This window comes from Alteromonas sp. ABV2_168 (genome assembly GCF_056161165.1).
In genome coordinates this window covers 278,341-297,297 of record NZ_JBSWYQ010000001.1, presented here as the reverse complement: position 1 = coordinate 297,297, position 18,957 = coordinate 278,341, and the positions used below count along the sequence as shown (strand labels likewise).

Sequence of the window (18,957 nt, the reverse complement as noted above, 5' to 3'; positions counted from 1 at the left end):
CCTGTCATTGAAACGGTTTACTTCTGTTGTATCGAAAAGCAGTCTGGCGCTGCTGGTTTTTGCGAGCTCTCATGCACTCAGTAACACACCGCCGCCGGTGGATGAATTTACCGGCAAGCCCAGAGTGTTTGTTTTCACTGATATGGGCAACGAGCCGGACGATCAGATGTCCATGGTGCGCCTGCTGACCTATTCCAATGAACTGGACCTTGAAGGCCTGATTGCAACTACGTCTACCTGGCAGAAAGAAAAGCGGGAAACAGACACCATAGCCGGTATTATTTCCGCTTACGGCGAAGTACGCAGCAACCTGATGAAACATGCTGACGGCTGGCCGGAAGCAGCGTATCTGCAAAGTCTGGTGAATGTGGGCCAGCCGGGCTACGGCATGGCCAGTACAGGCAAAGGGCAATCTTCCCCGGGTTCTGAAGCGCTGATTGCCGCCGTCGATAAAAACGATCCACGGCCGGTTTGGGTAACAGTGTGGGGTGGCGCAAATACGCTGGCACAGGCACTGATGGATGTGAAAGCGAACCGCTCAGAGGCTGAACTTAAAGCATTTGAGAAGAAGCTTCGCGTTTATTCTATTTCTGATCAGGATGATGCCGGGCCGTGGATCCGCAAGCACTTTCCTGATGTCAGCTATATCGTAAAGCCTTCGTCTCCCGACGGCGGTGAATATGCTTACGCCACCTGGACAGGCATCGCCGGTGATGAATATTATCAAAACGGCAAGGGTGCTGACTTCACCACCGTATCGAATGAGTGGCTGGAAGAAAATATCCGTAAAAAAGGCCCGCTGGGCAAGCATTACCTGAGATATGCATTCATTATGGAAGGTGACACTCCGGCCTTTTTGGGATTAACCGCTAACGGACTGAACAGTTTCCGCAGCCCGTCCTGGGGCGGCTGGGGAGGACGCTATGTTTACCGTCAGCCGTACGGAGAAACGCATTCAATCTGGACTCAGGGCGGTGACTGGTTCCCCCGTGTCACGTCTGCCGATACGGTCACAGGCAAAGACGGTGAAACTGTAGTCTCTGATCATGCGACCATCTGGCGCTGGCGTGAGCAGTTTCAGCATGATTTTGCGGCCCGCATGGACTGGACTATCAAGCCCTATGAGGAAGCAAACCACCATCCCGTCGTATCGGTTAACGGAAGCACAGGCACAGAGGTGGTTTACGCTGATGTTAAACAGGGGGAGACGCTGGTTCTGGACGCTTCTGCCACAGAAGATCCTGACGGAAATAAACTGTCCTGGCACTGGTTCCATTACGAAGAAGCAGGCTACAGCGGCATGCCGGGCACTCCGGCGCTGGCGGCACTTTCACTGAAAAATACCGGCAGCAAAAGCGAAGTTACCGTGACTAAAGCATGCAGAGAGATGTGGCACGATACGCCGGTACCCTGTGATAACGGCGGTGAAGCTCACGTTATTCTCGCAGTAACAGATAACGGCACACCGGCACTGACCAGCTACCGGCGGATCATTATTAAAACCAGAGAATAATAATTCTGCAACGTGGCCGCAGCTAAACGGAGAAGCTGCGGTTGGTCAATTCCAGTAAGCCCCGCGTGGCAACGCCAGTATCCGGCTCGTAAGTAATTGAAAGGCGGGATGCAATGGCCTGGGTACTGCCATGACGCTCAAGCGCTTCTTTGATGGCGGCCCCCAGGTACTCGTGCAGAATGGCCGTTTCACCGTTTAAGTAGATGTGCCGCACATCAAGCATGGCCATTAGCTGCACGGCAATGTGCCCGAGGACATCCCCTGCCTGATTAATGATGGCCTGCACAGCCGGATTGCCTGCATTGAGTAGTTCACTGATATGGTGCAGCTTTTCAACTGGCGTTGCGCCTTCCAGCGTAATACCGGCTTGTTCAGCCTGCCCGAAAATCGCGTTGTAGGTGACGTACTGCTCAGCACAACCACGGGCGCCGCAATAGCACACAGGGCCGTGTTTATCGTAAGTCAGATGGCTCACTTCCGGAGCAAGGCCATCCGGTCCGGCAATTAATCTGCCATCAACGCAAATACCGGTGCCCAGACCATAACCCAGAAGCAATGCTATATAGCTTTCTTCAAACTGATTAAAGGCGTTGAAACAGAATGTCGAGCACCAGGCAATGTTATACAAATGTACAGGCACACCCAGCGCATTTTTTAACATGGATGCCAGCGGCACGTTTTGTTCATCAAGTAATTGTGACTGATAAATAATGCCGGTGTGCTGCGCTATTTTACCCTGAGTAGCAATACATACCGATTTAAGTACATTTACTTCAATACCATGGCCGGCGCATAGTGAACCAACCAGCGCCTGCAGCTTTGCGGAAAATACGGACGGGGAAAACAGGTTTCCTTGTTTGAATGATACCTGCCATGGCTGATTCAAAGAACGGTGAACTTTGCCTGAAACATCCTGCAAGTAAGCACTTACACCTTCGATCGAAACGTACATAGCAGCACTAAAGTAATGTCCCTCATTCAGTGCCAACTCTGTTGCCGGCCTGCCTGTACGATCTGAGGAGTCAGTGTCAGCCCCCGGGTTCTCACGAATAAGGCCCACTTCAGCCAGCATTCTGGTTACTTTAGTCAACGCCGGTTTACCCAAACCGGTAGCCTGCGCCAGCGCTACCCGCGAGTATGGTTGTTGACGAAGTAGTGTGACGACTTTATTTTTTCCGTTCAAAAGCTGATATTTCGATAGTGTCTATAGTTAAAATAAGGCCGTTTTCACAAGCCACGCAACAGGCGAAAAACCTGCGTAGGCCTAGAATACCTTATCCGCCGCTTTTCAAAACCGGAAATTCACATTCAGTTCATCTGATCTACGATGGCGCTGAGCATCTGTGTATGTTTTCCCGATAAGCGGCGTACTATGATTCATATCACACAAACCGGCAGAAACTCTGTTCAACACCGTAAAGGAATTCCATGAAAAAGCGTATATCGGCTTTGCAAATTGGCACTAAACCACAGGACACTCAGGCGACATTGGAGGCCATCCTCAGTTTTGAAAACGCTATTGAAGAAGCACAAACCGATTTAGTGGTGATGCCCGAGGCTTTGCTGGGTGGCTATCCTAAAGGAGAAATCTTCGGAACCCGTCTTGGCTACCGTTTACCGGAAGGCAGAGAATCCTTTAAGCAGTATTTTGATGAAGCCATCGCCGTCCCGGGACCGGAAACCCGTGAACTGGCAGATTTGGCAGCGCGCCTGAATACGAACCTGGTCATTGGCGTTATCGAAAAGCAAGGTTCGACGCTTTACTGTTCCTCCCTGTATTTCACGCCGGAAGATGGCCTGGCAGCAAAGCACCGCAAACTCATGCCCACCGGCACTGAACGTCTGATTTGGGGACAGGGAGACGGCTCCACCCTGCCCGCCATCAATACCTCAGCCGGGCGGATATCCGGTGCTATCTGCTGGGAAAATCACATGCCCCTGCTTCGTATGGCACTTTATGGCAAAGGTGTCGATATCTGGTGTGCGCCCACCGTGGACGAGCGGGAGATCTGGCAATGTTCCATGCGCCATATCGCTCACGAAGGCAGAATGTTTCTGGTCAGTGCCTGTCAGGTGCAACCGTCTCCGGACGCATTAGGCATCAAGGTAGAAAACTGGGACGCACAACGCCCGTTAATTGCCGGCGGCAGTGTTATTGTCAGCCCCATGGGCGACATTCTTGCAGGGCCACTTAAAAACGAAGAAGGTCTCATCACCGCAGACATTGACCTTGAAGATTTAAAACGCGCCCGCTACGACTTCGACGTAAACGGCCATTACGCCAGACCAGATGTGTTCAGCCTGCAGGTTGATGAATCTGAGAAAAGGTCGGTGGTATACTCTGGGTAAGAAGCACTAATCAGGCAACCAGTTACACGAAAAAGCACCGCAATAATTCTCTATCAGCGGATAAATCAGGATCTGCATCGTGGGGATAAACGCCTATGATGTTTTTTCCGATAGCGTCCCATGCTGTTGCTTTCCTCTGCCCGGAAAATACCGGATGAATGACTAATTCATCATTCTCGCACAAATCCAGACTACCGGGCATGGAGTACTCAAACTCTGCGTTTATATAGCCGATATCATTTCCTGAAGGTTTACTTATAACTCTTCCTATAATTCCGGTCTCTAATAAACATCTCTCAAATCTGTCAGGAGATACTTCGACTTCTCCTTTCATACCCTGCAGAACTGACTTGCCGGTGTTTAGAAACTCCCTGCTGTCATAAAATTTTCGTAAATCCTTATACGTAAAAAGCAGGGGAATATTAGGCAATACCTTTTTCCTTATAGAGGAGGCTTCAGGAAACATTTTACTGTAGGCGACAATAATTTCTTCGGCCATCAGAGCTTCTTTACGTCTTACCGCTCCGAGAACAATCTGTGCATCCAGGTTAGTAATAGATTTATTGTTTCTTATCGACATAGCTAGAATTTCGTTAAATACGTCGACAATTTGTCTTGGCAGAACTTGAAAGTGTCTTAAGAAATAAGCTTTAGTACTTTCTTCAAGACCCCTGCCGTTCTTTATTTTAGTAGGTAAAATTTTGTCGAAAAATTCCAAAGCCCCCTTCCGGGTGTAAATTGGAAACTGTATTAACTCGTCGTATGGCCCACCCAGAATTGGCTTCTCGTCTTTCCAAACATGCAAGTGAAGTAAAAAGCGATGCGCAACTAAAGAAAGTAGTTCCCCTACAGTCCAATGTAGTAGATGTAAGCGACCGAAATCTTTAACGGGGTTCTTTGCCAACTCCTTAAACGCGAAGAACTGTTCAGCAGGAATGCAGTATCTAAGCTGTACATTTATCGCGCCTTCATTTATCCTTCCAGCTAAATTTAGAAGACCCTTAATCGCGATTGCCTTAGCAATCTGCAGGTTTGGAGCGTTCTCAATATTAATGTCATCTAAGACATCTTCTTCATTATCAAAGAGAATAATAGCTGTCAGATTATGCTCTCCCAGAGTATTCGAGAGCTTCATTTCTAAATCATCAATTGCCTGTGTTTTATCTTCCAGTAACCATGCTACAGACGACAATTCTGCGTGTTCCGCGCCCAAATTATTCGTTACGAGCTTCGAAAGCTTATTCTTTGCAAAAGAAGTAACAGCAGAAATACCAATGTCTTTAAATTCTTTAACTGGGAGTAGTTGGTAGAAGTCTTTAAGAGTTTTATCGGAAAATAGGGTTTCACCACACTTTAGAATGACGGCGGAGAGAAAGATCCATTGCCAGATATATGATGCTCTTTCAGCTCTTATATCAATGCCGTTATCCAACAGGTTTGATATAATTTGCTGGACTTCGCCAATAGCTTGCCACTGTCTGATAGGTAGAGCTGTCACACCACTTTTAAAAGATAAATTATTCAAATAAGTTGTTTTTCCAGCTCCTTTTCGCCCTACAATGATTGAAGGACGCTCTCCCTTCTGTTCGTAAATAAATCTCGAATGGCCATCAAATAAGTATTGATAAAGCTCTTTATCCTGATTCCCGTGTAGCTCGAGCACCGAACCGCCAATCGGCTTTTCTGACGTAAGAACTTCATCTCTGAGCCTTACTTTTATATTATTTTCAATAGAAGTTGTCGCATATCTGAATCGTTCTTTGTTCATATCAACGTCCTTGTCATAAACAACTGTCATCAAATCAAAATAGATTAAATTTTAGACTACATCCTGTTAATGAAATGATCAAATATCAGCTCTTTGTATATACGTGGAAGGCAATGAAACACAGCTAAAACTAAACTCACGCCGGCAAAGTTCACTAGTATTAGAGGACAGCTAGCTATTTCACTTTGTTTTTCCGTAAAAAAAAGCAGGTCTTCAATTCAAGACCTGCTTCCGGATATAAAACTATTTTCTATATTTGTCTAAATTAGAGATTTTTGCATTTTCCTGATCCTCTACTCCACTGTCACCGACTTCGCCAGGTTACGGGGCTGGTCCACGTCGGTGCCTTTGATCAGTGCTACATAGTAAGAAAGCAGCTGCAAAGGCAGGGTGTAGACGATAGGTGCGATGGGGGCTTCGCAGTGGGGAACGTTGATTACCCGCATGGTTTCGTCGCTGGCAAAGTGTGCATCTTTATCAGCGAACACGTACATGATACCGCCGCGGGCACGCACTTCTTCCACGTTGGATTTCAGTTTTTCCAGCAGCTCATTGTTAGGCGCTACCACGATGACAGGCATTTCCTCGTCAATCAGTGCCAGCGGGCCGTGTTTCAGTTCACCTGAGGCGTAGGCTTCGGCGTGAATATAGGAAATCTCTTTCAGCTTCAACGCGCCTTCCATTGCGATGGGATACTGGTCGCCACGTCCCAGGAATAATGAATGGTTCTTGTCGGCAAACTCTTCCGCTAAATCTTCAATACCTTTTGTGATCGCCAGAGTTTCTTCCAGCTTGGCTGGCAAACTGTGAAGGGCACTGACGATGCTGCCATGATCTTTGCCTGACATGCCGTTGTGCTTACCCAGTGCCAGTGTGAGCATGAGAAAAGCAGTAAGCTGAGTCGTGAAAGCCTTGGTTGAGGCAACGCCAATTTCTGCGCCTGCACGGGTCATAAAGGCAAGATCGGATTCCCGTACCAGCGATGAGCCGGGTACGTTACAAATGGTCAGGCTGGCCATGTAGCCCAGATCTTTGGCCAGGCGCAGTGCGGCAAGCGTGTCGGCGGTTTCACCGGACTGGGAAATAGTCACCAGCAGGCTGTTTTCATGTACTACCGATTTGCGGTAACGGAATTCTGAAGCGATTTCGATACCACAAGACACATTCGCGTACTGTTCCAGCCAGTAGCGGGCAGTCATACCGGCATGATAACTGGTACCACAGGCGATGATCTGAACGTGTTTAACCTTTGAGAAAATCTCATCGGCACCGTTGCCGAAAATGTCCGGTAACAGTCCTTTTTCGTCCACCCGCTGTTGCAGCGTGTTACGCACAACCGTTGGCTGCTCATGGATCTCTTTGAGCATGTAATGACGGTAACCCGCTTTATCACCTGCATCGTGTTCGATATTAGATTCAATAACTTCACGCTCAACCGGATTGCCGTTAACGTCAAAAATGCTGACTTCCCGACGGGTAATTTCAGCGACATCACCTTCCTCAAGGAAGATAAAGCGGCGAGTCACCGGCAGCAAAGCCATCTGGTCTGAGGCAATGAAATTTTCCCCCAGGCCAAGACCAATCACCAGCGGGCTGCCGGAGCGTGCCACAACTACCCGTGACGGGTCTTCACTGTCCATAATTACCGTACCGTAAGCACCGTGGAACTGCTTCACACTGTTTTGTACTGCTTCAAGCAGGCTCACGCCTTTTTGCATTTCAGCATGTACCGTGTGTGCAATGGTTTCTGTGTCGGTGTCACTGGTGAAGGTATAACCTTGCGCTTTCAGTGATTCACGCAAGGCTTCGTAGTTTTCAATGATGCCGTTGTGGACAACGGAGATACGCTCTCCGGAGCAATGAGGGTGCGCATTACGCTCAGTTACGCCGCCATGGGTTGCCCAGCGGGTATGCGCGATACCGGTAGAACCCAGCGCTTCACCGTTCGCCACAGCATCTGCCAGTTCCTGTACCTTGCCGGTACGACGGATGCGGGTAAGTTCACCGCCTGATTGTAATAACGCCACACCGGCGGAATCATAACCACGGTACTCAAGGCGCTTTAAGCCTTCCAGTAAGATTTCGACTACATTACGCTCTGCTACAGCGCCGACTATTCCACACATGGTTATTCTCCGTTTGCCGGGGCAATCATTACGGTGACGCCCTGCTGTTCAATTTGTTGTTTAATTGGTTCGCTGATGTGCTCATCGGTTATGAGTACATCAATGTCTTCCCACGCCAGTTCAAGGTTAGGCATGCGGAAGGTAAATTTCTCTGACTCAGCCAGTACCACGACTTTTGCCGCAACACCGGCCATGGCTTTGGAAAGCCCGGTCAGTTCGTTAAACGTGGTACTGCCTCTTTCGACATCCAGCCCGGACGCACCGATGAAGGCCAAATCAAAGCTGTAGGCACTGATCATTTTCTCCGCCATATTGCCCTGAAACGCCTGCGAGTGTGCATCCCACGTTCCGCCGGTCATGAGTACGGTGGGTTCGTTATCTGCGATCGTTAATGCGTTGGCAGCACGCAAAGAATTGGTCATGACAACCAGCTTTTTGTGGTTAAGAAAAGGCACGACAGAAGCGGTCGTGTTACCGCTGTCGAGGATCACTTTCGCGCCGTCTGTCACGAGCGAAGCAGCTTTAAAACCAATGGCTGTTTTCGCTGAAGCCGGCGTGGCTGAGTTTTCGCTGTCAGATCCTGTATCCGCCCCGGAAGACGGAAAAGGCGCAGCACCGCCAAATTCACGCAGCACTCGCTTCCCGCCGGCAAGCACGGCAAGATCTTTACGGATAGTTACCTGTGAGGTATTGAACCTGGCAGCCATCTCATCCACATGAACATGGCCGGCCTGATTCACCCATTCAACGATTTCATCGCGTCGTTGGCGGGTATTTCGCTTTTGCATTTCGAAACTTATAAATTACGACTTGAAACCAATAAAGCAGTTAAAGTTTCGGTTTGCAAGATATTTTAGTTATTTTCTTTCATATTTACGTATACAGGCATGACTTTGCCCGTTTCCGCACTTTCGATGGCCAGTTCAATAAGTTTGATCACCGGTATGACCGTTTCCCCGTCTGCAGGCAATTTGGCACCGTTACTGACAGCTTCACCCAACTGGCGGTAGAAAGTGACATATTCACCGGCAAGTGTAGGAACAATATTCGCACCCTGCGCCGTAGCCAGTTCACCAAACGCCTCTTCCGGCTCACGGGCCCATTGCCCGTTGTCGAAAGTGAGCCCTTGCTTTAACTGATCTTCCTGAGGATCCAGCCCGAATTTCCGGAAACTTCCTTCCGTACCCTGTAATTCAAAACGTAAGGTACGGTTGGCCTGAAATGGCGAACTGCCCAACTGTACAGTCAAGTTGTTGTAAAACAGAGTGAGGTCGAAACTGTCGTCACTTTGTCCGCCTTCACGGGCAATCTGAACAACACCGTGGATCTGTTCCGGCACACCGAACAGTTGCAGCGCCTGGTCGATAAGATGCGGACCTAAGTCCCAGAAGATGCCTGCACCCGGGCCGGCGTTTTCCCGCCAGCGGTCCCGTGGTTGCGGGCGGAACCGGTCAAACCGGGAAACCAGGCGCTTAACGTCGCCCACACTGCCGTCGCTGATCAGTTTTTTCAGCGTAAGAAAGTCACCGTCAAAACGGCGGTTATGAAATACGCAGAGTTTTTTCTGTTTCTGCGCTGCCAGTGCAACCAGCGCTTCAGCTTCATCACCGGACAAGGTAAATGGCTTTTCTACTAGCACATGACAGTCGTTCATCAGCGCCTGCCGGCTTTGCACTTCGTGATAGGTATTCGGTGTGGTGATGACAGCGAGGTCAAAGCGCTGATCAGCGAACGCCTTTCCCATTGAGGCATACACCGGCACGCCCGGTAACACGGCAGCAACGTCGTCCGGACGGGATGACACTACGCCGCTTACGGTAAATTCAGATAACTGATTTAAAAAAGGGAGATGAAATGTAGTGGCGGAAAAACCGAAGCCCACCAGAAGAGTGCGGATCATGAAAAGTCCTGTGAATCTGTCAGTGGAAGCACCTTACCTTAATCAGCCCGAAGCCACAAAGCACAATGCCCGATGGCGGTAACAGTAAACAGCGTTTCATCGATAAACACCGTAGTTACGTAACAAAAAATGATGACAAGCGTTGAAAAACAAGGCAATAGTAAAAAGCTAATAAATAGAAAAGAACAGGCAGACGGATTGATACCGTCCTGAGGAGAAGTAGATGGCAAGCAGCAGAGAAGTAACCTTGCGTTTTCTGGCAGAACCGGGTGATCAGAATTTTGGCGGAAAAGTACACGGTGGCGCAGTTATGCGCTGGATTGACCTTGCGGCCTACGCCTGCGCGGCAGGCTGGAGTGGAAAATACTGTATTACTGCTTATGTAGGCGGGATCCGGTTTGTTAAACCTATCCTTGTCGGCAGCCTGGTAGAAGTGACAGCGAAAATTATCTATACCGGCACCACGTCAATGCATCTTTCCATTGATGTCAGTGCCAGAGATCCCAAAGAGCAGGATAACGCGAAGACGACACACTGTATTGTAATCATGGTGGCCGTTGATGAAAACGGAAAGCCGGCTCCGGTCCCGGAATGGAAACCGGAAACGGAACGGGATATTTATCTGAGGGATTACGCTATCCGTCTTGCCAAAATGCGTACTGAAATTCACGAGGAAATGTCGAATACGTTGGCTACTTTGGAATAAGCTAAACCGCTTTACGGCTGACTGCCGGTGCATGATGCGCCGGCTATTGTTGCACAGACCGGCGGGCAGATTTCCCGGTGAACCGTCGTACGGCGTAAACTATACCGAAAGTTCCCACCACGGACGGTAATACCCAGAACACCACCTGCCATTGAGCCAGCACGTCCAGTAATGCCCGTCCACCAAAAGCCAGGAATGCAGTGTAAATACCGATACCTGAACCCAGCATGTGACTGATATGCTGTTTCATCCAGTCACGGCGCTCAGCCTGGTGGGAAAGACAATAAAGTACGGTTCTGATCCCGCTGAACCCGCCGATGCAGGCAAAAATTTTAAACAGGATCATATCTGCAACCATACCACTGTAAAACAGCCAGAAACTGGCCAGTGTCAGTGTTACCGGCAGTATTACGTGCCCGTTGGTCAGTAACTTACGTGTCTCTTTACCTGCTTTCAGCACCATTACAGCGTGACGCACGTTAGTCAGTACCAGTAAGCACAAATAAATCAGAAACAACCAGAACCGTCTGACGGCCTCTGTCATCCCTGCTACATCGTCAGTACGGGCAAAGTGACCCGGTTTAAATAGTTGCGGATCAGTAATAACCATTAAGGATGAAATGAATCCTGTGGCGGTAAGAAAGTACAGGAACCATACATAGCCTTTTCCCGCCTGTATGTGCAGGCGGCTTCCTTTTTTACTGACTACAGGCACCCAGAACAATATTAGTGATACGGCACCGGCCGCAATATGGCAAATAATGATTGTCCGGTAGAGTGTTAGCATCAGCTCAGTCATGGTGTTCTCCTTCCCTTTAATGAAGACACAACCATTGTTCCTTCTCTCTGGTTTTGCCGGTAGTGCCGGAAGTCACGTTGTCAAAAGTGACTTCCGGCCTATTGAGCCGGAAGTGGAAAAAGGGAATAGTAATGTAATGAACCGCATATTTTCTTTTTCCACTTTACAGGCTTTCGCACTGGCAACCTGGGCACTGGTAACCTTGCTCAGCCATGTTCATGTGTTCACCGGCGATGCTGCCATTCAGTGGCCGTTGCTCACGCTGCAACTGCTTTTCGGTGCAATCCTTTTCATGGCAACCGTTCCGGATGCAGCTGACGGCCGTCGTTTCGGTTTACTGCTCACTTGCCTGTACCTGCTTTATGTATGTATTTGTCTCGTTTCGCCGTTTGGTTTTTCAGGGATTTATCTGGTGCTGCTGTCTTCCCTGCTGGTATTGATACTCCCGATCAGAACGGCACTGTATCTGTCCCCTTTCATGGCGGTACCGCAGGCACTGAGTCTGACCATCGTGTGGGAACAATCTCAGGGCTGGCTGACCGCTATTCTGTTCTGGTCATTTAATCTGTTTGCCATGCTGATGACGGATTCGAGAAAGCAGGCTCTGCGTGCAAAAGAAGAGGCTGAATCACTGAACCGCGAGCTGCAGGCAACTCAATCATTACTGGCCTTGTCGGTGAAGGAAGCAGAGCGTACCCGCATTGCCCGCGACTTACACGATGTGGCCGGGCATCACCTGACGGCACTGGCAATTCATTTACAGGTTGCAGAGCATAAATCTTGCCCTGAACTCAAACCGGTGATTGGTCAGTGCAGAACCATCGCCGCGGAATTATTGAGTGATGTACGCCAGGCGGTTTCAGATATCCGCACAGACACCTTTCTGTCCCTCCATGCAGCTTTATCACTGCTGGCAACCTCTACAGAACGCTACACGGTAACAGTAAACACAGGCCATGCACCGGCGTTACCTGCACCTCTGATTGAACCGGTTTTCAGAATTGCGCAGGAGGCCGTTACCAACAGCCTCAGGCATGGCAGAGCCTCACATATCACGGTGACAGCTGACACCGGAAAACAGGCAGGGCTGGAGCTGACCATATGTGACAATGGTACCGGCAGCAGCGCACCGGTTGCCGGAAACGGGATGAAAGGAATGAAAGAACGGGCAGTCTCTGTCGGCGGAAACATCGCATTTAACAGTTCTGAACACGGCTTCGAGGTAAAACTGTCATTGCCGGGAGATGCAAAATGATTCGTGTCATGCTGGCAGATGATCAGATCCTGGTTCGTCAGGGAATAAACAGTCTTCTTAGCCTTACCGACCACATTAAGGTAATTGCAAACGCCGCCAACGGCGAAGAAGTACTTGAGCTCCTCAACCGGGGGGAAAAGCCGGATGTTATTTTAATGGACATCAGAATGCCAAAAATGGACGGCGTGAGTACCCTGGAAGCAATGGCCGGATTGCCGGACATGCCACCGGTTCTGATGCTGACCACATTCGATGACCATCAAACCGTGATCCGGGCACTGAAAAATGGTGCTAAAGGTTATTTACTGAAAGATGTGTCACTGGATGTACTGGTAGACGCCATTGAACGGCTGGCTGCAGGCAGCAACCTCTTTCAGCCCTCGTTATCTCACACATTACTTACTCAGTTGCAGGCTGGCAAACAGAATTCAGAGCTTTCACAGGATGCCGAACCGTTATCAGACAAAGAAACAGAGGTACTGAGGCTGGTTGCTGCGGGATTGTCTAATCAGGAAATTGCTGAGGTGACATTTAAATCATTGGGCACGGTAAAGAATCAGATGTCGTCCATTTTGTCCAAGCTCAACGTGCCAGACCGTACCCGCGCTGTCCTGAAAGCCCTTGAGCAGGGCTGGATTTAGCCTGCCACAGAATAGGACAGGCTAAAAAGTAAGCACTTACTTTTTGACCGGTCTGGGCCAGTTGGCAATCACACGTTGCTTGCTGCGTGCAATTGCCAGCGCTTTGTCTTCTACGTTTGACGTGATGGTTGAACCGGCACCTACCGTTGCTCCCTCGCCAATCGTAACCGGCGCCACCAGCGCTGAATTAGACCCGATAAAAGCATTTTCACCGATGATCGTTTTAGATTTATTTACCCCGTCGTAGTTACAGGTAATCGTACCTGCACCGATATTCGCACCGGCTCCGACTTCAGCATCGCCAAGGTAAGTCAGGTGGTTGGCTTTCGCACCTTCTCCTAACACGGCTTTCTTCATTTCCACAAAGTTACCTACTTTGGCGTTAGCTTTCATCACTGCGCCCGGGCGTAAACGGCCGTAAGGCCCTACAGTACAATGCTCACCTACTTCCGCTTCTTCAATGATTGAATTAGCTTCAATTACCGCACCGTCAGCTACCGAACAATTCCGTAAAATACAATTCGCACCGATTTTTACGTTGCTGCCAAGCGTTACCTTGCCTTCGAAAATTACGTTAACGTCTACCGCCACATCATTGCCGGTAATCACTTCGCCTCGAATATCGACACGTGCAGGATCCGCCAGCGTCACACCATCCATCATCAGCGCATGTGCCTGACGGGCCTGTAAGGCTCTTTCCAGAGCTGCCAGCTGTACACGGTTATTTACGCCTTCCACTTCTTCAACAGCATCCGGTTGGGCAGACTGAATTTGTTTGCCTTCCGCTGCCGCCATGGCAATGACGTCTGTAAGATAATATTCGCCCTGAGCATTATTGTTGCTCAGATTACCCAGCCAGCGTTTTAAATCACTGCCCGCCATCATCATCATGCCGGTATTGATTTCTTTAATTTCACGCTGAACATCAGTGGCATCTTTGTGCTCAACAATCGCAGTGATGTTGTTGTTCTCGCGAACAATACGCCCCATACCTGTAGGGTCGTCGAGTTCAACGGTCAGCAAAGCAAGATCGCATTCTGCTTTCACCGCAGCCAGCCGCTCCAGCGTCGCTTTCTGAATTAATGGCGCATCACCTACCAGCACCAGCACATCTTCGTCGTCTTTGATGTGGGGCACAGCCTGCTGAACCGCATGACCTGTACCCAGTTGTTCTGCCTGCAAACACCAGTTCAGATTGTTGCCCGTTACCGCTGCCTGAAGCTGATCGCCGCCATGTCCGTAAACCAGATGTACCGCACTGGCATTAAGCGCCTCAACCGTATTGATTATACGCTGAACCATCGGGATCCCACCGACAGGATGGAGGACTTTAGGTAATGAGGACTTCATACGGGTGCCTTTACCGGCGGCGAGGACGACTACAGAAAAAGCCATGGATTATCCTTAAAACAATGCTGCACATAAAAATTGACGCTCTAGTGTAACCACATGCTGGTGACAAGTCAGCGACATCGTCAGTTATTTTCGCAGGGGAAGCGTTATTCTTTAGTATCGGGCAGCCCGGAATCGACGAATCCGGGTAGTAGTTTCATTGGTGAAAAGGTATACTGCGCGCTCATATCTTAGTCATCTATCTATACAGAAACAGGCCAGGGAGAGCAGGTAGTCTGTGAAAACGTTCAGGACACTTCACCGCAGTATTTTACTGTTATTTGCAGTGGTGGTGATAGCCATCGTGACGCTCGTTCACTTCAGTGTAAATAAAATTGTGGCGGAACAAAGCCGTGCGCAACAGCAATCGTTGTCGCCCGCAATTTCTCTTATCGTTAATCAGTTACTTAAACCCCTTCATGTGTCTGAGGCTCTGGGCCATTCACGTGAACTGGTAGAACTGATGGATAAAGATCAGGTGAACGAAGAAGACATTTTCACAGCGCTCTCCCGCCTTGAGGAGGAGTTCGGCCTGTACTTCTTTATCGCCAGCGAAAAAGCCCGCATGCAGTACAACTCAGACGGCTCCACCATTCCTCTGGTGAAAGGTGAAGTAAGCTGGTATTTCAAATACAAAGAACGTCCGGAAGACCGTGTGGCGGATATCGGTAAGTGGGAAGACACCCATTTTTATATCGATATTAAAATTTATAACGAGAAGAAAGAATTTCTCGGCTTCTTCGGTGTAGGGAAAAGCCTGAAGAGCTTCGTCAGCATCTTCGATTCCTACAAACAGCAGTATGGCTACGACTTTCTGTTTGTGGATGAAAAAGGCGATATCATGTTGTCGTCAGATGCCAACCTGATGGCTGAATATTCCGATTTTACCAACCTGAATGAACTGACCTGGTACGCCAGTCTGCCTGTTGACGTAAAAGATCAGCGTGCATTGAATAACCGGCTGGTGACAATCAATCAGCAGGAGTACCTGATTGCAGAGGTTAAACTCAACCAGTTCAACTGGACCGTGTTCCTGCTGAGCCCGCTGAATAAACGGCAGGCGGATATTTCACAAGCGTTCGTCATCAGCGTAGTGACCCTGCTGGTTGTGGTGTTCTCACTGTTTTTGATGATTTATCACCTGCTGTATTATTTCCGCAAAGACATGCAGCCGGATATGGTCATTCGTAACACCCAGCGCCTGCCGGATCGTCAGAAAATGGAAGCGGAGTACCGTACCCTCCTCGACAATCACTCATCTGTCAGTGTCATCATAGTGGGCGTGGATAACTTCCCGACAATCAACGATACCTACGGCCGCAATACCGGTGATGAGGTGCTGGACAAAGTGTCAGGCCATCTGCTGACCAGTATCCGCACAAAAGACATTCTGGGCCGCTGGAGCAGCGAAGAGTTTATTATACTGCTACCGGAAACCGGCCCCCACGAAGCCATGGATATTGCTGAATCCTTACGTTCGGGCATTGCCAGTATGGACACCAGCGACATGCAACCGCAAATCCAGCTGACCGGTTCATTTGGCGTGTCCTTCTCGGCATCCAGTAAGCCGCTGAACGAATTAACAGCCAACGCAGAAGATGCCTTGTATCAGGCCCGGCGCGACGGCAGTAACCGTGTGTGTAAGCAGTTAATCAGTTAGCAAAAACGCCCCGTTCAGGACCAGCCGTCCTGCCACACCGGTAGTCAACGCAACCCCGAATAGTATAAGCACACCACCTGTCATGGTTTGGAGGGACAGGGTTTCGTTGAGGAATAATATTCCCCAGATGATGCCGAATAAGGGGACCAGATAGCCGACAGATATGGCTTTGGCCGGACCGGCACTGGCGATGAGATGGAAATACAGCAGGTAAGCGATGCCGGTACCGCCTGCTGCCAGCGCCAGCGCATTCACCCAGGCAATGGCAGATGGCATGGCTTCGGGCAGAGTTGCCAGGGAAAACGGAAGCAGGAAGAGGGATGCCCATATCTGACTGCCGGTGGCAACGACCAGGGGACGCACACCGCTTAACCATTTTTTCATGGCGCAGGCTGCCACACCGTAGCAGGCAGTAGCGGAACAGGCGGCCAGAATTGGCACAATACTTACGTCACCGCTACCGGTTTTATGTGCGCTCAATACCACCACGCCGATAAATCCGGTGAGCAGTCCGGCCAGAGAAGACAGGCGCAATTTATCTCCCAGCCACAGCAGTGCCACCAGAGCACCGAACATAGGCGCAGTGGCATTCAAAATGGCATTGATTCCGGCTTCCAGATACAGGCTGCTATAGTTGAACAGCACGAAGGGTATTGCCGTATTGGTTAAGCCGATAAAAGCAATTTTCCAGCCGTGAGCCCGGATATCCCGCCATCCTCCTGCGGCCAGCAAAAACGGTAACATGATCAGCGTTGCCATTACGGTTCTGACTTCCACCAGCGCAAATACACCGAACTCAGGTGCAGCCACCCGCATAAAGATAAATGAACCACCCCAAATCGCCCCCAGTATTACCAGGGCGAACGTATCTCTGGCTGACATGCGTTACAGCGCTCCTTCTAAAGCTAATAGTTGTTGTTTTCTGTTCAGTCCGCCGGCATAGCCGGTAAGTTTACCGTTAGCACCTATCACACGATGGCAGGGCACAACGATGGCCAGCGGGTTTTTGCCATTGGCCAGTCCCACAGCCCTCACACCTTTGGGATTTCCGATTGCTCTGGCAATATCACCGTAGCTGCAGGTTTTGCCATAGGGAATGTTGAGTAATGCCTGCCAGACCTGTTGCTGAAAGGTGGTACCGGCTGCGGCCAAGGGTAAATCAAAGGTTGTCCGTTTACCGGCAAAGTATTCCTGCAACTGGGCACAAGCCTGCGATGTCAGTGCAGAGGGTGTTTCTGCGATGTCGTCAGACTCTGTGAAGCGGATAGCGGTTATCCCCTTTTCGCAGGCTGTAACCTCTACCACTCCGCAAGGGCTGTTTGTTGTTTCGTTATACATGCGGGTTTCATTATGCATCCGGTTTTTCCTGTTTTAGCTGATCGGCCATGTGCCAAAGTTGTAACGTCAGGTAACTGCGCCAGGGCGCTGCTTTTTGCGGTTCGGGATTGAGCTTGTCTGCCACCTTACGGACAATCAGATCACCGCTCAGGTAACGGTCGGGATCACTCACGCCCCGCATCATCAAATAGTCAATGGTCCAGGGACCAATCCCTTTCAATGCCAGTAAAGTACTTTCCTTGTCACCCTGAGCGCCGGTTAAGCGGTCCTCCTGAGCATAAAAGCCGGCCAGGTTTCGCAGCGCCTGCTTTCGGGCACCGGGCATCCGCAAAAAAGCAAGCTCGCTACTGGCTACCGCTTGCGGTAAAGGAAATGCTATGCCTTCTCCGGCAGTCTCTCCAAGCTCGTTCACCAGTAGCGCCACGTTGTTGACTGCCGCTTTAACCGATACCTGCTGCCCTAAAACCGCACGGCAACCTGCTTCGAACTCACTCCACACGCCGGGCAGCCGTAACCCCTGAACAATGTCGCAGGAAGGGATCCCTGCCGCAATCAGTGCCTGATTGATTAAATGCGGGTCGGCATGTAAATCCAGCACCCGGCTGAGGTTATCCAGAACAGCTCTGGCTCCCTGCAGAAAATCAGTGACCAGCGTAACTGCAAAGGCAGAGCGTTGCGGCTGATGCTCTGCCACCACGGTTCCTTTGCCATCAGGGCCGCTGAATACCCGCCGGTAAGTATTATCAGTCACTGATTCTGTACCGCCTAAAGCACGGCCGGAAAGAAAATGCTGAACATGCTCCCAGTTGTAAGGCGGACGATAATACAACATAACCTTGATTACCGGCGTGACATCCCGGCCTGACGCTTTGCTTCCCCGTATCTGGCCGGGTGACATAGACCAGGTTTGCTTCATAGCAGCCTGCAAGCGTCTGGCAGAACCAAAACCGGCGGCAGCGGCAACAGACTCCACAGACATATCAGACTGCTGTAACAGCCGTTTAGCGAACAGTAGTTGCTGATATTTCTGCCACTGTGCCGGTGGCATGCCAAGCCGTGAACTGATGAGTTTGCGCAGGTAACGCTCTGAAATACCCAGCCGTTCAGCAATTGTCGTAACCGGTTGCGGGGGAATGGCACTCAACAGGGTTTCTGCACGTTTTACGGTCGTATTCACACCATTCCATGCACCCGATAAAGGCGCACTGTCGGGGCGGCAGCGTAAACAGGGGCGGAATCCGGCGTGCATTGCCTGTGCGGCGTGGTAATAGTAATCCACATTTTCTTCTTTAGGCAGCCGCGCGGGACATACCGGACGGCAGAAAATACCGGTGGATTTCACCGCAACGAAAAACTGGCCGTCAAAGCGGCTGTCCCGTGACAGGCGGGCCTGACGGAAACGTTCAGTATCTTCGGGTTGTATCGGTGTGGCGGTCAAAGCCGGTGCTCCTGCCATTATCTTCAATAGCAGGCAGTGTATAGTATTTTCATCATCCGGGTGCGACGAAAC

The 18,957-nt window shown here is 50.1% G+C and carries 16 protein-coding genes; 6 read left to right on the top strand and 10 right to left on the bottom strand.

Annotated features, from left to right (window positions below; translation table 11 throughout):
• Window positions 1–7: 7 nt before the first annotated feature.
• Window positions 8–1,513, top strand: coding sequence for a DUF1593 domain-containing protein (locus ACXAH4_RS01380; protein ID WP_474880390.1), 1,506 nt, complete (start codon window positions 8–10; stop codon window positions 1,511–1,513).
• A 22-nt stretch (window positions 1,514–1,535) separates the two neighbouring features.
• On the opposite strand, the gene ACXAH4_RS01375 is transcribed toward ACXAH4_RS01380, so the two are convergent.
• Window positions 1,536–2,696, bottom strand: a complete 1,161-nt coding sequence (locus ACXAH4_RS01375) for an ROK family protein (protein ID WP_474880389.1) — start codon at window positions 2,694–2,696, stop codon at window positions 1,536–1,538.
• 245 nt (window positions 2,697–2,941) lie between these two features.
• Here ACXAH4_RS01375 and ACXAH4_RS01370 point away from each other — a divergent pair, with 245 nt between their 5' ends.
• Window positions 2,942–3,862, top strand: a complete 921-nt coding sequence (locus ACXAH4_RS01370; protein ID WP_474880387.1) for a carbon-nitrogen hydrolase family protein — start codon at window positions 2,942–2,944, stop codon at window positions 3,860–3,862.
• 22 nt (window positions 3,863–3,884) lie between these two features.
• Here the strand turns inward: ACXAH4_RS01370 and ACXAH4_RS01365 are convergent, their stop codons facing one another.
• The 4 genes from ACXAH4_RS01365 to ACXAH4_RS01350 all read right to left on the bottom strand — a co-directional run bounded on the left by ACXAH4_RS01365 (window position 3,885) and on the right by ACXAH4_RS01350 (window position 9,656).
• Window positions 3,885–5,630, bottom strand: a complete 1,746-nt coding sequence (locus ACXAH4_RS01365; RefSeq protein ID WP_349590424.1) for a P-loop ATPase, Sll1717 family — start codon at window positions 5,628–5,630, stop codon at window positions 3,885–3,887.
• Window positions 5,631–5,923: 293 nt separating this feature from the next.
• Entirely contained in the window at window positions 5,924–7,756 is a 1,833-nt protein-coding gene (glmS, locus tag ACXAH4_RS01360) for a glutamine--fructose-6-phosphate transaminase (isomerizing) (RefSeq protein ID WP_474880385.1), read from the bottom strand.
• Window positions 7,757–7,758: 2 nt separating this feature from the next.
• Window positions 7,759–8,544, bottom strand: coding sequence for a DeoR/GlpR family DNA-binding transcription regulator (locus ACXAH4_RS01355; protein WP_474880383.1), 786 nt, complete (start codon window positions 8,542–8,544; stop codon window positions 7,759–7,761).
• Between the two features lie 65 nt (window positions 8,545–8,609).
• Window positions 8,610–9,656 (bottom strand): Gfo/Idh/MocA family oxidoreductase, encoded by a 1,047-nt coding sequence (locus ACXAH4_RS01350; protein ID WP_474880381.1) that lies wholly within the window; start codon window positions 9,654–9,656, stop codon window positions 8,610–8,612.
• Window positions 9,657–9,879: 223 nt separating this feature from the next.
• On the opposite strand from ACXAH4_RS01350, the gene ACXAH4_RS01345 reads away from it, so the two are divergent.
• A complete protein-coding gene (locus ACXAH4_RS01345) occupies window positions 9,880–10,362 on the top strand; it encodes an acyl-CoA thioesterase (protein WP_303572320.1) in 483 nt (160 codons plus the stop codon).
• Window positions 10,363–10,405: 43 nt separating this feature from the next.
• Here ACXAH4_RS01345 and ACXAH4_RS01340 read toward each other — a convergent pair whose 3' ends face one another.
• Window positions 10,406–11,161 (bottom strand): hypothetical protein, encoded by a 756-nt coding sequence (locus tag ACXAH4_RS01340; protein WP_474848507.1) that lies wholly within the window; start codon window positions 11,159–11,161, stop codon window positions 10,406–10,408.
• A 136-nt stretch (window positions 11,162–11,297) separates the two neighbouring features.
• Here ACXAH4_RS01340 and ACXAH4_RS01335 point away from each other — a divergent pair, with 136 nt between their 5' ends.
• Together ACXAH4_RS01335 and ACXAH4_RS01330 are read left to right on the top strand one after the other, a co-directional pair.
• Window positions 11,298–12,416, top strand: coding sequence for a sensor histidine kinase (locus ACXAH4_RS01335; protein ID WP_474848509.1), 1,119 nt, complete (start codon window positions 11,298–11,300; stop codon window positions 12,414–12,416).
• Window positions 12,413–13,057, top strand: a complete 645-nt coding sequence (locus tag ACXAH4_RS01330) for a response regulator transcription factor (RefSeq protein ID WP_474880379.1) — start codon at window positions 12,413–12,415, stop codon at window positions 13,055–13,057. The genes ACXAH4_RS01335 and ACXAH4_RS01330 overlap by 4 nt, the downstream gene beginning before the upstream one ends.
• 36 nt (window positions 13,058–13,093) lie before the next feature.
• Here the strand turns inward: ACXAH4_RS01330 and glmU are convergent, their stop codons facing one another.
• Window positions 13,094–14,452 (bottom strand): bifunctional UDP-N-acetylglucosamine diphosphorylase/glucosamine-1-phosphate N-acetyltransferase GlmU, encoded by a 1,359-nt coding sequence (gene glmU / locus ACXAH4_RS01325; RefSeq protein WP_474880377.1) that lies wholly within the window; start codon window positions 14,450–14,452, stop codon window positions 13,094–13,096.
• Between the two features lie 235 nt (window positions 14,453–14,687).
• Here glmU and ACXAH4_RS01320 point away from each other — a divergent pair, with 235 nt between their 5' ends.
• Entirely contained in the window at window positions 14,688–16,109 is a 1,422-nt protein-coding gene (locus ACXAH4_RS01320) for a sensor domain-containing diguanylate cyclase (RefSeq protein WP_474848515.1), read from the top strand.
• On the opposite strand, the gene ACXAH4_RS01315 is transcribed toward ACXAH4_RS01320, so the two are convergent.
• The 3 genes from ACXAH4_RS01315 to ACXAH4_RS01305 are packed head-to-tail and all read right to left on the bottom strand — an operon-like array spanning window position 16,098 to window position 18,885.
• A complete protein-coding gene (locus ACXAH4_RS01315) occupies window positions 16,098–16,991 on the bottom strand; it encodes a DMT family transporter (protein ID WP_474880376.1) in 894 nt (297 codons plus the stop codon). The two genes, ACXAH4_RS01320 and ACXAH4_RS01315, sit on opposite strands and share 12 nt — an antisense overlap.
• Before the next feature lie 3 nt (window positions 16,992–16,994).
• A complete protein-coding gene (locus ACXAH4_RS01310; protein WP_474864806.1) occupies window positions 16,995–17,465 on the bottom strand; it encodes a methylated-DNA--[protein]-cysteine S-methyltransferase in 471 nt (156 codons plus the stop codon).
• Window positions 17,458–18,885, bottom strand: a complete 1,428-nt coding sequence (locus ACXAH4_RS01305) for an Ada metal-binding domain-containing protein (RefSeq protein ID WP_474880374.1) — start codon at window positions 18,883–18,885, stop codon at window positions 17,458–17,460. Before ACXAH4_RS01305 ends, ACXAH4_RS01310 begins: the two co-directional genes overlap by 8 nt.
• Window positions 18,886–18,957 lie beyond the last annotated feature (72 nt).